The following is a 13,881-nucleotide window of genomic DNA, read 5'->3' on the forward strand; positions in this document are numbered from 1 at the left end:
TAGATGTACAGTTGGCGAATGGCGCAAAGCTATGCCATCGCCGAGGCCCGAGCCAATCTGCCTACCCTCATCGACGAGGTGGAGGCCGGTGCGGCCGTTGAATTGACTCGCAGAGGCAAGGTAGTCGCAGTCATGATTTCAGTCACCGAATATCAACGCTTGCAAGGCAAGCGCAGCTCGTTTCAAGAAGCGTATCAACGCTTCCTGAAAAAACATTCCTTGGCGGAAGTGGGCCTGGAGCCGGAGTTTGCCCGCAAGGTTCGCGACCGGAGCAGTGGCCGCAAAGTCGATCTTTGAGGCCGCGCCGTGCTGCGTTATTTGCTGGACACCAACGTGGCGTCGCAGCCGATGCTGAAGACGCCGTCCCTAAGCGTCCTGCGGAAGCTGTCGACCATCGCGGATGAGTGCGCGATAGCTGCACCCGTATGGCATGAACTGCAGTTCGGCTGCAGACGCCTGCCCGCGGGTAAACGCCGAGAGGCTTTGCGGGAATATCTCGCGGACGTCGCTTCGACGTTCGAGATCCTGCCCTACGACGACGCCGCCGCGAAACAGCACGCGATGGAGCGCGCGCGCCTGGAGGAGTTGGGTACCACCGCGCCGTTTGTCGATGGTCAGATCGCCGCGATTGCCCAGACCAATGACCTCATACTGGTCACCAACAACGAGCGCGACTTCGCACCGTTCACCGCACTCATCGTGGAAAACTGGGCTTAGTCGCGCGACGCGTTAGAATCGGCGCTCCTTGAGGCTTTTTGGACGGGCGCCTTGCAGCTCTCACACGTCGACTCCGGAATCATCGGCGTCTGGCGATGGCACGCCGCCATCACCACTTTGTTCATTACCGTCGCGGCCGGCGTCTTCAGCTTGTCGACAGCGATACTCTGGCCGCTGCCACCGGTAGTGGCCTTTATCGGCGGCGCGCTGCTGATCTGGTGCTGGCCACCGCTGGCGTACAAACACCTGCGCTTCGGTGTCGACGACACAGGAATCGCCATCGAAAGCGGCGTGATCTTCCGTTCTCGAATCGCCTTACCGCGGGTCCGCATTCAACACACTGACGTGTCGCAAGGCCCGCTCGAGCGTCACTACGGCATCGGCACATTGAAGCTCTACACCGCCGGCAGCCGCCACACGCGAATCGAATTACCCGGACTCCAGCATGAAGAAGCCATCGCCCTGCGCGACGCGCTGCTAGCGGAAGGTACCGGCAGTGGCGTCTGACCCGAACTTCCGGCCGACGCTCCGGCTGCACAGCCTGTCCTGGCTGTTCGGCGTCACCGGCGCCATCAAACAAATGGTGATTCCGCTGATCGCGCTGTTCTTCTTCAACGTGCGCGACGACACGCCAGGCCCCTTCGGCCCATGGATCGTGCCGATGGTGGTCGCAGCCTTACTAGTACGAGCCGTCTGGACCCAACTGACCTACCGATACGGCTACAGCCCCACCGGCCTGGTCATTCGCGAAGGCATGATCTTCCGCAACGTGCGTCACGTTGAATACGCACGCATCGAGAACATCGACACTGAGCGCGGCTCGTTACATCGACTGCTCGGCGTGGCCGAAGTCCGGGTGCAAACCTCGACCGGCGGCAAACCGGAAGCATCGATCAGCGTACTCGACCTGGCAGCAGTTCAAGAAATGCGCTCGCGGGTTTTCTCCGAAAACCAACCAACCGAACAAGCAGCCACAGCTGCGCCCGAAGAAGAGGAACTATTACAGCTCTCCGTAGGCGAACTGATCCGCTACGGACTCATCGACAACCGCGGCATGATCCTGGTCGCGGCAGGCTTCGGCGTATTGCACGAGGCCGGCCTCTTCAACCTGAACCGGGAAGTATTCGATCGCGTGCTCGAGTCCTCGCCCGCCGCGGGCCTGGCTGCACTCGGGCTGATGATGCAAATCGCACTCGGCGCATTCACGATCCTTGCCGCGCTCATCGCCGTCCGAATCCTTTCCGTGATTCTGGCCATCGTCACGTTCTACGATTTCAAGCTCACCCGAGTCGCCGGTGACCTACGCGCCCGCTACGGTTTATTCACTCGAATCGCGCTCACGCTACGAACCCGGCGCATCCAAGCCGTTCATCAAACAGAATCGCTACTGCATCGCTGGCTCAACCGAGCCTCACTCAACGTCGATCTCGCCGGCGATAGTGGCGGCGGCGAAGGCAACCGCGACGACGCACGAATGAAAACGCGTTGGCTCGCACCGGTCTGTCCGATCGACGCCGCACCCGAGCTGATCGCCATAGCGCTGCCAATGCTCGACTGGCGCAACGAGCCGAGCTGGCAACCGCTAGCAAGCGGCGCGCGCGGCCGCATCTTTCGCAAGAGCGCGATCTGGTCGGTGTTGATTCTGACCGGCCCAGCCATCTGGTATTTACGCGAAGGCGCGATCTTCGTGGCGCTGAGCTGCATCCCGCTCGCCTGGATGCATGCTCATTTATATGTGAAGCATACCCGCTGGGCGCTGGCCCGCGACGCAGTGCTATTCCGTTCCGGCTGGCTAACCAGGCACCTCACCATCGTGCCGCGCGACCGAGTGCAAACATTGAGCGTCGAAGCATCGCCCTTCGACCGCCGCAGCAGCATGGCGAGTGTCTACGTCGACACCGCAGGCGCGAGTTCGATGACGGCGGGAATCAAGATTCGTTATCTAGCCACGGACGTGGCAGAGAAGCTGGCGACTGCGCTGTATCGAACCGCCGGCGCGCAGTCGTAATCTCGTCAATCTCGTGCGAGCGATAACATTCGCGCGAACGGCGAATCGGTTCTGCGCCACAGACGCCGCCTCAGCGAAGCCATCGCGACGATCATGCCAGGCAGAATGCCGCTGAGCGCGCTATATAGATAATTGCGGTCGGTGAAGTGGTCAGCCTGCACCAGCAGCGCCAGCCCCAGCAAGGTGCCGAACACCGCACCGATGAAAGCCACTTCCAATCTGAAACGCCCAGCAGCGATACGCCAACGCCGCGTCACGTAATCCATGCTGCTCGCCCACACCGAGCCGCACAACATCATCACCAAGCCATTGCTGAGCCCGGACAGTTTCTGCGCCACCACCAGCACCAGTGCAATCCACACCACCGTGGCAATGAAGGCGGCAATCACATGACTGCGATTGCGTGAACGGAAAAACGTTTCACAAAACTCCACCATCAAGGCGGTGCCGATGCCAACCGCGATGCCCGAGGGATACATCCATTCATGGATGCGACCGATGCTCAGGCTATCGAAGTAAGCGAACAACGCGCCGGCAATGGTGCCCAGGGCAATCGAGCGGCCGAACGCGTTGAAGATCGCGCCCGGCAAATCTTCTTCACGGCGGACGACGATACGACTTTGCAGATCGCGCAGCGAATCGAATCGAGCCTCGGCACGTGGCGACATGGCCCGCATGACGGCTCGAGCAATCTGGCGAGGAATGTCGCGACGAACTTTCTCGATGGGCTGCACGGCGCCCATCGGCACACGGCCGGTGAGCAACTCATACATCAGCACGCCGAACGCATACTGATCGGCACGCCAATCGACTTCCTTGGCATCGGCATGTTGCTCGGGCGCCATGTAATAGGCAGTGCCCAGATTCATACCGGTGCGAGTCAGCTCGTTGTGCTGATAAGCCCGTGCGATGCCGAAGTCCATGAGCTTCACCACACCGCTGCTATCGATCCAAACGTTTTCAGGCTTCAGGTCACGATGCACGATGAACCGATGCGCGTGACGCAACGCTTCGAGCAACTGTTCGCCGATGGCGGCAGCTTCTTCGATAGGGAACGGTTTGCCGGTGGCCAACTGCGCCTGCATGCGCCGACGCAAGCTCACACCGCGCAGCCGCTCCATGGTGAAGAAATATCGGCCGCTGGCAACGCCGACGTCGAACACGCGCACGATGTTTGGATGTGCGAGCTTGCAGGAAACTTTGGCTTCGGAAAGGAAACGCGTGCGGGCGGCGTTACTGGACAACAATTCGTTGCGCAGGACTTTGATGGCGACTTCTTCGTCTTTGAGACGATCGCGGGCCGCGAACACGCGCCCCATGCCGCCGTCGCCGAGCACAGCCTGAATCTCATAACGGCCTTGCAGCACCACGCCCGGGCCGATGACGACATTGGAACCTTGATGAACTTGCGGCTCGGGTTCCGCGGCGTCGTCCATGCGCATCATGGTGACGGCTTCGCGATTGACCTGACGAGTAGCGGGCTCGGTGGCGCTGCGCGCTGTTTGATAGGCGCCGACCAAACGAGCCAAATCCGTCTGCGCCGCCTCTTGGGCAGCGGGAGTTTCGGCATTGATGAGCTTGTGCTGGAGTACCGCCAAACGATCCGTATAGTTTTGCCATAACGTGGCAGGATCGTCGGCTGACTCCAGCCCGAGCAGCATCAATGCATTCTCCAGACGGCTGGACATAGGCGTAGCAATACTTCCGTTGCAAGAGCCAAAAGCAAAGAGTCGTTCCCGGACTTTTATGCCCGCTTATCGATTCCGGGGGGAACACATTGCACTAGGGCTGACTGCTTGAAAAGTGCCTCCACAAACAGACACTGTGCAAGCTAAAAGAAACCTGCTAACAACGACCGATCATCGGCCCTGCTGTGCCGGCCGTCGGGCAGACATAACATCGACCTGCCGAATTCAAGCTGCCGAAATGAACTATGAACGGCGATGTTTGCAACGCATGGCCCATTGATGTCGGGCATGCAAACGTTCGGCTTCGTCATCGGCCTCGGGCGGCAACTTGCGTAACGCCTGTAATGCCGCCGAATGAGCGATGGCAACTTCGGGATCGGTTTGTAACAACGCTCGATAACGATCCAGGAAAGCCTGCTCGACCGGCGCACCGACCCCGGACAGCAGCGCCAGCGCGTGAGCGCCCACAGCAGCTGCTTCGGTAATCTGTAGATCGCCTTCGTGCAGGGCGTGATCGACGTCCGCGATCAGCCGATACAACGGCCGCAGCCACTCCCATTGCGGGTCCTCCATGATCTGCCGGAGCAGCGCCAAGGGCGACTGCTGGCTGCCAAAGCGGCGCTCCACCGCAATGATGACCCCGAGCAAGCCGCGTAGCGCCCGGCTCGCATCCTCCAACGCGCTTAAAGATGACGTCATGGGGCTGATAGTGGCACCTTCGCCGATCTCTTTCACAGACATCGGCGGGTTTTCCCTGGGGGGCCGCCGGAGCGGCCCTGGCCGTCCTACCTTAGGTCGATGGAAGACCCTCGCCTGCAAGGATGAAGCCTATGTAGCGTGCGAGAGTATGCAGGTCACCGTTCCCTGTGCGGCAGCTCCTCCTCCGCACGTGAAAGGGCCGGGCGAGGGTCTTCGACTTTAGTTCTTGGCGCGCCGACGCTTCGGCGCCGTCGCCCGCCCCGCTTCGTTCAGTCGTACGCGCACGGCGTGGGTCGACTTCACTTCTTCCAGCACGAAATAAGTTTGGGTGTGACGGACGCCGCGCACGTTGACGATCTTGTCACCGAGCACGCGCCGGTATTCATCCATGTCCTGCACCCGAGTCTTGATCAAATAGTCGAAGCCGCCGGCCACCATGTGGCACTCGACGATCTCTTCCACCAGGCGCACGGCTTCCTTGAAACGCTGAAACACGTCCTGGGTGGCGTGATCCAGTGTCACTTCGGTGAACGCCAGCATGCTCTGCCCGAGGCTCTTCGGGTTCAGGTGCGCGTAGTAGCCATCGATGAAGCCTTCGCGCTCCAGGCGCCGCACGCGCTCGATACACGGAGTGAGCGTCAGATTCACGGTACGCGCCAGCTCGGCCACGGTCAGGCGGCCGTCACCTTGCAATAGCGACAAAAGCTGCCGGTCGACGCGATCCAGTTCACGACTTGGAGGATTGCTGCTCATGTCATCCCAGTAATAGTTACTGTTAGCGGGGGCTCGTTTGGCAGACTATGCTGCAGAACAGTCGGTATCGTAGCGCAATCTGCTCCGGAACAGGCGGAGCAGCGATAACACCAATCCATTCAGCTGAAACCGCCATGTACGATCATCCATCGTTCGATAAACACGAGCGCGTGGTCTTCGCGCACGATGCTGCCAGCGGCTTGCGCGCCATCGTCGCCGTCCACTCCACTGCTCGCGGTCCCGGAGCCGGCGGTTGCCGCTTCTGGCATTACGACTCCACCAACGCGGCACTTGCCGATGCGCTCCGGCTGTCGCGGGGCATGAGCTACAAAAACGCCATGGCCGGCCTGCCGCTGGGCGGCGGCAAGGCAGTGGTCATGCTCGACCCGGAGCGGCCCAAGACCCCAGCCATGCTCGAGGCGTTCGGCCGCTACGTTGAATCCCTGCAGGGCGAGTACATCACCGCCGAGGACGTGGGCGCATCGGTCGCCGACATGGAAATCGTGGCCGGCCAGACGCGTTACGTGAGCGGCTTGCCGCGGACCGCGGTGAGCTCGGACGGTAATCCCAGCCCGAAGACGGCGCTCGGCGTGTACCTCGGCATCAAGGCGGCAGTGAAGTTCAAGCTCAACAAAGACCAGCTGCGCGACCTGACCGTGGCGGTTCAAGGCCTTGGCGGCGTCGGCTACGAGCTGTGCAAACTGCTGGCCGCCGACGGCGCCAAGCTGCGCGTCGCCGACGTTCGCGAGGCCGTTACCCAGAAGGCGGCCGCCCAATTCGACGCGGTCGTCTCGACGCCCGACCAAATTCTGTTCGAACGCGCCGATGTGCTCGCACCCTGCGCGTTGGGCGCGATCTTCGACGCCACCAGTATCCCTAAGTTACAGACCTCCATCGTCGCCGGCGCCGCCAACAATCAGCTGGCCACCGCTCAGGACGGCGCCCGGCTGCATGCCGCCGGCGTGTTGTACGCCCCTGACTATGTGATCAATGCGGGTGGCATCATCAGCTGCGGTCGTGAATATCTGGGCGGCGCCACGGCGGCGTCCATCGATGCGGAAATTCATCGCATCCCGGCCCGATTGACGGAAATTTTTGCGCGTTCCGGCGCGACCGGTCGTCCCACCAGCGAGCTGGCGGACGAGATGGCGCGTCAGCTGCTTGCGGAGGCCCGATGATGCGATCGCGTTTGCACGTTCCGAGACCGCCGGCTCGCCCTGGCGAGAAACCGGACTTCAGTTACGTCGCCTTGTCGCCGGCGGGTGCCACCGCACGCCCCGACCCGAACGCGACCATCAACGATACTGAGTTCTTGTCTCGCGAGCTGGTCCGCGTGCTCGACGACAACGGCCGCGCCGTCGGCCCTTGGGATCCGCACCTGGCTGCGGAAGATCTGGAAATCGGCCTGCGCGACATGATGCTGACGCGCGCGTACGACGATCGCATGCATCGCGCTCAACGCGGCGGCAAGATCACTTTCTATATGAAGTCGACCGGCGAAGAAGCGGTCTCGGTAGCGGCCAACATGGCGCTGCGCCCCACCGACATGTTGTTTCCTTCCTATCGCGGCCAGGGTCTGCACATCGCGCGCGGTCTGAAGATCGTCGATTTGATGTGTCAGTTGCTGTCCAACACACGCGACATGTGCAAAGGCCGCCAGTTGCCCGTGATGTATCACTCGAAGGAAGCCCGCCTGTTTTCCATCTCGGGCAACCTCGCCACTCAGTTCCCGCAAGCGGTCGGTTGGGCCATGGCCTCGGCCATCAAAGGCGAAGATCACATCTGTTCCACCTGGCTGGGCGATGGCAGCACGGCTGAAGCCGACTTCCATTACGCACTGCTGTTCGCGCAAATCTACAAAGCGCCGGTGATCCTCAACGTGGTGAATAACCAGTGGGCGATCTCGACCTTCCAAACGTTTGCCGGCGGCGAAGGTCGGTCGTTCGCGTCTCGCGGCCCGGGTTACGGCATGCCGGGCATTCGCGTCGACGGCAACGATTTCCTCGCAGTGTATGCAGTGACGCAGTGGGCTGCCGAACGCGCTCGCACTGGTGCTGGCCCGACGCTGATCGAACTGGTCACGTATCGCGCCGCTCCGCACTCGACCAGCGACGATCCGTCGCGCTATCGGCCCAAGGATGAGGAAAAGAGCTGGCCGCTCGGCGATCCCATCGAACGTTTGAAGGCGCACTTGAAGGCGCTCGGCGGCTGGTCCGACGAACGCGAACAAACCTTGCTGAAACAATGCGAGGATCAAGTGAACCAGGCGTGGCGCGAAGCCGTCACCTACGGCACGCTCACCGACGGCCCGCAGCTGGATCCTGAAACCATGTTCCAGGACGTGTTCAAGGAACCAACGCCCGCCTTGGCCAAACAGCGCATGCAGCTGGCCCAGGAGATTAAGGAGCGCGCGCAGAAATGACTCAAATGAACATGATCCAGGCGCTCAATTCCGCCATGGATGTAATGATGGCGCGCGATCCGGGCGTGGTGCTGATGGGCGAAGACGTTGGCTACTTCGGCGGCGTGTTCCGTGCCACCGAAGGTCTGCAACGTAAGTACGGCGAGCATCGTGTGCTCGATTCGCCGATCGCCGAAGGCGGCATCGTCGCCACGGCCATCGGCATGAGCATCAACGGCCTGCGTCCGGTCGCGGAAATTCAGTTCGCCGATTACATCTATCCGGCGTACGACCAGATCGTCAGCGAGCTGGCGCGAATTCGTTATCGCAGCGGCGGCGACTTCTATGCGCCGGTGACGATTCGCACGCCTTGCGGCGGCGGCATTCGCGGCGGTCAAACCCACTCGCAAAGTCCGGAAGCGATTTTCGCGCATGTGTCGGGCTTGAAAGTGGTGATGCCCTCCAATCCATACGACGCCAAAGGCCTGCTGATCGCGGCCATCGAAGAAGACGACCCGGTGATCTTCCTCGAACCCAAGCGTTTATATAACGGCCCGTTCGACGGCGATCCGAACAAACCGGCGGTGGGCTGGAACTCACATCCACGCGGCGACGTCCCGGAAGGTCACTATCGCGTCGATCTCGGCGTGGCAGAAATCGTGCGGCCTGGCAATCAGCTCACTATCATCACTTACGGCACCATGGTGCACGTGTGTATCGCGGCGGCCGAAAAGGCTGGTGTCGATGCCGAAGTGATCGATCTGCGTTCCATCGTGCCGCTGGACGTCGAGACCATCGTCAACTCGGTGAAAAAGACCGGCCGTTGCATCGTCGCGCACGAAGCCACGCGCTTCGGCGGTTTCGGTGGCGAGATCCTGTCCACCATTCAGGAAGAATGTTTCTGGCACCTGGAAGCCCCGGTCCTGCGCGTCGCGGGTTGGGACACACCGTATCCGCACGCATTCGAGTGGGAATACTTCCCCGGCCAGGCGCGCGTCGTCGCCGCCATTAAAGCAACGATGGAGGCCTCATGAGCCAGCATGTAGTCAAGCTGCCGGACCTCGGCGAAGGCACCACGTCGTCCGAGATCGTGGCCTGGAAGGTCAAGGTCGGCGACACGATCGCTGAAGACGATCCCATGGTGGAAGTGTCCACCGACAAGGCCGTGGTCGAGATGCCCGCGCCGGTCAGCGGTCGAGTGGTTTCGCTCGGCGGCCAACCTGGTGATCAGATCGCCGTCGGTGGCCCGCTGATCGTGATCGAGACCGATGCTTCCGTGGCAGCAGCGCCTGCAGCTGCCACCAGCGAGCCGGCAGCCGCTCCAAAGACACCGGCTGCTGCTAGCAACGGCAACGGCGCCGCTCAACCTGCTAACAAACCTTCCGGCGGCCGAGTGATGGCGTCGCCGGCCACTCGCGCACGCGCCAAACAATCGGGCATCGATCTCGCCACGGTTGCCGGCAGCGGACGTGACGGTCGCATTCAACGCCAGGATCTGGTCGCTGCGATCGAAGAACGCCAGGCTGGCAAGGCACCGGCCCGTGCTCCGTCTTCTAGCGGCAGCGGTCGCGAAGTGCGCACCGGCACCGAGGAGATTCGTATCCTCGGCGTGCGTCGCGTGAGCGCGCAACGAGTCGCCGACTCCAAGCGCAACATTCCTCACTTCGCGTATGTCGAAGAAGTCGACATGACGGAGCTGGAAAGGCTGCGCAAACATTTGAACTCGCAGTTGCCCAAAGGCTCGCCCTCGCTGACCTATCTACCGTTCCTGGCGATGGCGTTGGTACGCGTAGTCGAGCAGTTCCCGAAAGTGAACTCCCGTTACGACGCCGAACGCAATGTGCTGGTCCGTCACGACGGCATCCATATCGGCGTGGCCACCCAGACCAACGACGGCTTGAAAGTGCCGGTGGTACGGCATGCCGAGTCGTTGTCTCTGAAAGAGCTGGCGGCTGAGATTCGTCGCGTCTCCGGCGCGGCCCGCGATGGCACGGCGAGCCGTAACGAGTTGCAAAACTCGACCATCACCATCACCAGCCTGGGCAAGCTCGGCGGCATCGTTTCTACGCCCATCATCAATGCCCCCGAAGTGGCCATCATCGGTATCAACAAGGCCATCGAGCGCCCCGTCGTGGTCAACGGCGAAGTGGTGGTCCGGTTGATGATGAATATTTCTTCGTCATTCGATCATCGTTTCATCGATGGCTACGACGCCGCCGAAACCGTGCAGGCGCTCAAAGAAAAGCTGGAACAGCCGGCGACCATCTTTATTCGGGACTGAGCCCGGCTTGCTCGTTTCCCCTAACGGGCCGTGTGATGCTCTTCACACGGCCCGCCCGGCGCCGCCATCGCATTGCGCCGCATCAGGCAAATCCCGCAGTTTTCCTGAGTCGTTTGCGAACGGCTTCTCACCGCGCCGCCCGCCCTGACCTTACATTTGCTGCCATGGACTCGGCAGCCAGCACTATTCGCCAGTTCCTGATCGAAGCGCAGCGGCGCCTCGGCACCTATGCCGTTGCGTTTACATCGCCATCGCGCGACGAGTTCTATTTCCATTGCACCAACGTCGACGCCAAAGCAGTCGACGAGATGTTGCGTGGGATCGCCGACACGTTCCTGATGCAAACTCGTAATCGCAGCGGCGAGGACGCCAACGGTCCGCTGCTGCGTAATCGCGTCCGCTATGAGAATGGCGGGCCGATGCTGGGTCGTTTCCTGGTCGCGCCCGTCACCGATCCCTCCGGTGATCTGGCCGGCATCGTCATGCTGTTCCGTCGGATGGAGCAGGATGTCTTCGACAAGGACGATATTCCCAAAGCCGCGCAGCTCAGCCGGCAGCTGGCGCGACTGTTGTCACTGCCGTCGGATCCGGTCACCGGCCTGATCTCACGGGCCGGTATCGACAAGCTGGTCGACTGGCGTTTGCAGTCCCTCGGCGAACGCGCCAACTCCAGCGTGCTCTACGGCGACATCGATCAGTTGCACGTCGTCAACGACATGTTCGGCTTCGAAGTCGGCGACCGCGCCATCGTGACTGTCGCCAATGCACTGGGCGCGGTGCTGGCGAACGAAGACGCCGTACTCAGCCGACTCTCCGGCGACCGCTTCACCGTATTCCTGCCTGATTGCCCGCTGCCCGAAGCGCGAAAAATCGCCGGACGGCTGCGCGACGCCGTGCAAGCCAGGTCGCTGCATGTGGACGAGGAAACATTTCCGCTGTCGATCTGCTTCGGTGCCTCGGCACTACAAAGCGGCGACCGCAGCTTCGACCACTCGCTGGCCGGCGCCGAGGTGGCCTGCAAAGCCGCCAAGGAACGCGGCCGCAATCGAGTCGAGATCTATCAAGTCTCGGACACCAGCATGATTCGCCGGCGCGACGATATTGCCATCGTCGGCCGGTTACGCAACGCGCTCGAGCAGGGCCGCTATCAAATCTTCGGCCAACCCATCGCCTCGCTGCTGACGCCCGAGTCGGTGCATCGCTATGAGATGCTGTTGCGGATCATCGATGAGAAGGGCCGGCTGGTGTTGCCGTCGCACTTCATGTCGTCGGCAACTCGTTACCAATTGCTGCCACAGATCGACCGTTGCGTCATCGTCGATGTGCTGAATCATCTCAAGGCCGCCAGCCTGCGGCCGGGCTTCCAGCCGTTGCACGTGTCCATCAATCTATCCGGTCCGACCATCAGCGAAGATGCCTTCCTCGACTGGCTGCAAATGCAGCTGGATGAGAGCGGCGTGCGCGGCGAATGGCTGACCTTCGAGCTGACCGAAACCGCCGCTGTCAGCAACATGGAACAGGCGCAGCTTCTAATGAGCAAACTCGGCGCGCGTGGCTGTCGATTCGCTCTGGATGACTTCGGCACTGGCTTGAGCTCGCTGACACACCTGAAGAATCTGCAGTTCACGTCGCTGAAGATCGACGGCTCTTTCATCCGCGACATCCTCCACAACGAACGCTCGCAGGCGTTGGTCCGAGCGGTGGCTCAACTCGCCAGTGCCATGGGCATGGAAACCATCGCCGAATATGTCGAGACGCCGGAAATCTGTATGCGGCTGATCGAACTCGAAGTCCAATTCGGCCAGGGCTATGGCATCGGCAAACCTCGCCCATTGAATGGCATCCTCGCGCCGACGGCCAATCTGCTACACGCCAGCTAACAAACTTGCGTTAAGCTAGCTGCCCGCTTGTATCGCTGGCAGTTCTTTATGCCCTGGCCCGAACCTACGACTTTGCGCGGACAACACGCGACGCTCGAGCCGCTGACCTTGGCGAGGCACGACGAACTCGCCGAGGCATTGCGCGACGGTGAGTTGTGGAATCTCTGGTACACGTTCATTCCGACGCCCGACAAGTTGGCAGCGGACATCGAGAAGAAGTTGGACCAGCAACGCAAGGGAACGATGTTGCCGTTCGCGGTCATCGACGCTGCGACCGGCAAGGCCGTCGGTATCACGACTTACATGAATATCGAGGCCGAGGCGCGCCGAGTCGAAATCGGTAGCACCTGGTATCGCAAGAGTGTCCAGCGCACGCCGCTGAACACCGAGTGCAAACTGCTGCTATTGACGCATGCCTTTGAGTCGCTCGACTGTATGGCTGTCGAGTTCCGTACTCACTTTTTCAATCATCTGAGTCGCCGCGCCATCGAGCGCTTGGGCGCCAAGCTCGACGGCATTCTGCGTAATCATCGTCGCTCGAGCGACGGCACGCTGCGAGACACGGCCGTGTACAGCATCATCGCGAGCGAATGGCCGACGGTGCGTTCACACCTGCGCCATCAGCTCGCGACTCGCGAACGCTAGATCTCTTCGAGATCGTTGAGGAACCGCTCGCGCCGCTCCACGTAGCTGGCGGTTCCGATGCCCATTTTGGCGACATCTTCGTCGCTCAGCACACGCACCACGCGCGCCGGCGAACCCAGAATCAACGAGCGATCCGGAAATACTTTGCGCTCGGTAATCACCGCGCCTGCGCCCACCAGACATTCCTTGCCGATGACCGCGCCGTTGAGCACCACGGCTTGAATGCCGATCAACGAGCCGTCGCCGATGGTGCAGCCGTGGACCATGGCTTGATGCCCGATGGTGACGTTGTCGCCGATCGTTACTTTCAGTCCCGGGTCGGTGTGCACCACTGCGCCTTCCTGCACGTTGGTGTTCTTGCCCAAGGTAATGGTGTCGTTGTCGCCGCGAATGGTGGCGCCGAACCACACACTGACATTCTCCGACAACACTACGCTGCCGATCACGCAAGCATTGGGCGCGACGAACACACTGTCATGCACGGACGGAACGCGTTCGCCAAATCGATACACGGGCATGGGAAAAACTCCTGGCGGGTTAGGCTGGCTGGGTAGCGGGCGAGCCAAGCTGCAAACGCATCTGTTTTCGCAGCAACGTCACGCTGAAAATCACTTGTATGGCGGTGGCCGCGATGGACAGATACCAGACCTGCTCGATCTGGTAATTCGGCTGATGAGTGAGCCAGATCAGCGGCACCACATAGACCACCAGACGAGTGGCCGAGCTGAGCAACGCCGGCACGGTATTACCCAGCGCCTGGAACAGACCGGAGCAGGTGAACACCAAGCCGCTCATCACGAAGTTCCAAG

14 protein-coding genes and 1 pseudogene are annotated in these 13,881 nt (G+C 61.3%); 10 read left to right on the top strand and 5 right to left on the bottom strand.

Annotation, left to right across the window (positions count from 1 at the left end; genetic code table 11):
* Nucleotides 1–18: 18 nt before the first annotated feature.
* Genes JNL55_RS32590 through JNL55_RS32605 form a run of 4 tightly spaced genes read left to right on the top strand, consistent with a single transcriptional unit; the run spans nt 19 to nt 2,725 of the window.
* Nucleotides 19–297: a type II toxin-antitoxin system Phd/YefM family antitoxin gene (locus JNL55_RS32590; RefSeq protein ID WP_293864567.1), complete on the top strand. Its 279-nt coding sequence runs from the start codon at nt 19–21 to the stop codon at nt 295–297.
* 9 nt (nt 298–306) lie between these two features.
* Nucleotides 307–717: a type II toxin-antitoxin system VapC family toxin gene (locus JNL55_RS32595; protein ID WP_293864570.1), complete on the top strand. Its 411-nt coding sequence runs from the start codon at nt 307–309 to the stop codon at nt 715–717.
* Between the two features lie 51 nt (nt 718–768).
* A complete protein-coding gene (locus JNL55_RS32600) occupies nt 769–1,224 on the top strand; it encodes a PH domain-containing protein (protein ID WP_293864573.1) in 456 nt (151 codons plus the stop codon).
* Nucleotides 1,214–2,725 carry a PH domain-containing protein gene (locus JNL55_RS32605; RefSeq protein WP_293864576.1) on the top strand — a complete coding sequence of 504 codons (1,512 nt, stop codon included), beginning with the start codon at nt 1,214–1,216 and terminating at the stop codon, nt 2,723–2,725. The genes JNL55_RS32600 and JNL55_RS32605 overlap by 11 nt, the downstream gene beginning before the upstream one ends.
* Nucleotides 2,726–2,730: 5 nt before the next feature.
* Here the strand turns inward: JNL55_RS32605 and JNL55_RS32610 are convergent, their stop codons facing one another.
* The 3 genes from JNL55_RS32610 to JNL55_RS32620 all read right to left on the bottom strand — a co-directional run bounded on the left by JNL55_RS32610 (nt 2,731) and on the right by JNL55_RS32620 (nt 5,865).
* Entirely contained in the window at nt 2,731–4,413 is a 1,683-nt protein-coding gene (locus JNL55_RS32610) for a serine/threonine-protein kinase (protein WP_293864578.1), read from the bottom strand.
* A gap of 243 nt (nt 4,414–4,656) precedes the next feature.
* A complete protein-coding gene (locus JNL55_RS32615) occupies nt 4,657–5,112 on the bottom strand; it encodes a hypothetical protein (protein WP_293864581.1) in 456 nt (151 codons plus the stop codon).
* Between the two features lie 219 nt (nt 5,113–5,331).
* Entirely contained in the window at nt 5,332–5,865 is a 534-nt protein-coding gene (locus tag JNL55_RS32620; protein WP_293864584.1) for an Lrp/AsnC ligand binding domain-containing protein, read from the bottom strand.
* A 134-nt stretch (nt 5,866–5,999) separates the two neighbouring features.
* Here JNL55_RS32620 and JNL55_RS32625 point away from each other — a divergent pair, with 134 nt between their 5' ends.
* The 6 genes from JNL55_RS32625 to JNL55_RS32650 all read left to right on the top strand — a co-directional run bounded on the left by JNL55_RS32625 (nt 6,000) and on the right by JNL55_RS32650 (nt 13,072).
* The gene (locus JNL55_RS32625) at nt 6,000–7,043 is read left to right on the top strand and encodes a Leu/Phe/Val dehydrogenase (RefSeq protein WP_293864587.1); all 1,044 of its coding nucleotides are present in this window, start codon (nt 6,000–6,002) and stop codon (nt 7,041–7,043) included.
* A complete protein-coding gene (locus tag JNL55_RS32630; protein ID WP_293864590.1) occupies nt 7,040–8,287 on the top strand; it encodes a thiamine pyrophosphate-dependent enzyme in 1,248 nt (415 codons plus the stop codon). The genes JNL55_RS32625 and JNL55_RS32630 overlap by 4 nt, the downstream gene beginning before the upstream one ends.
* A complete protein-coding gene (locus JNL55_RS32635; protein WP_293864593.1) occupies nt 8,284–9,300 on the top strand; it encodes an alpha-ketoacid dehydrogenase subunit beta in 1,017 nt (338 codons plus the stop codon). The genes JNL55_RS32630 and JNL55_RS32635 overlap by 4 nt, the downstream gene beginning before the upstream one ends.
* On the top strand, nt 9,297–10,547 hold the full coding sequence (locus JNL55_RS32640; protein WP_293864596.1) for a dihydrolipoamide acetyltransferase family protein: 1,251 nt from the start codon (nt 9,297–9,299) through the stop codon (nt 10,545–10,547). Before JNL55_RS32635 ends, JNL55_RS32640 begins: the two co-directional genes overlap by 4 nt.
* A gap of 164 nt (nt 10,548–10,711) precedes the next feature.
* Nucleotides 10,712–12,427 (top strand): EAL domain-containing protein, encoded by a 1,716-nt coding sequence (locus JNL55_RS32645; RefSeq protein ID WP_293864599.1) that lies wholly within the window; start codon nt 10,712–10,714, stop codon nt 12,425–12,427.
* A 48-nt stretch (nt 12,428–12,475) separates the two neighbouring features.
* Nucleotides 12,476–13,072: a GNAT family N-acetyltransferase gene (locus JNL55_RS32650; RefSeq protein WP_415923208.1), complete on the top strand. Its 597-nt coding sequence runs from the start codon at nt 12,476–12,478 to the stop codon at nt 13,070–13,072.
* On the opposite strand, the gene JNL55_RS32655 is transcribed toward JNL55_RS32650, so the two are convergent.
* Together JNL55_RS32655 and JNL55_RS32660 are read right to left on the bottom strand one after the other, a co-directional pair.
* Nucleotides 13,069–13,590 (bottom strand): gamma carbonic anhydrase family protein, encoded by a 522-nt coding sequence (locus JNL55_RS32655; protein WP_293864605.1) that lies wholly within the window; start codon nt 13,588–13,590, stop codon nt 13,069–13,071. The genes JNL55_RS32650 and JNL55_RS32655 overlap by 4 nt on opposite strands.
* A gap of 19 nt (nt 13,591–13,609) precedes the next feature.
* A pseudogene (locus JNL55_RS32660) lies at nt 13,610–13,881 on the bottom strand (MATE family efflux transporter); the annotation flags it as partial.

This window comes from Steroidobacter sp. (assembly GCF_016790065.1).
GTDB lineage: Bacteria > Pseudomonadota > Gammaproteobacteria > Steroidobacterales > Steroidobacteraceae > Steroidobacter.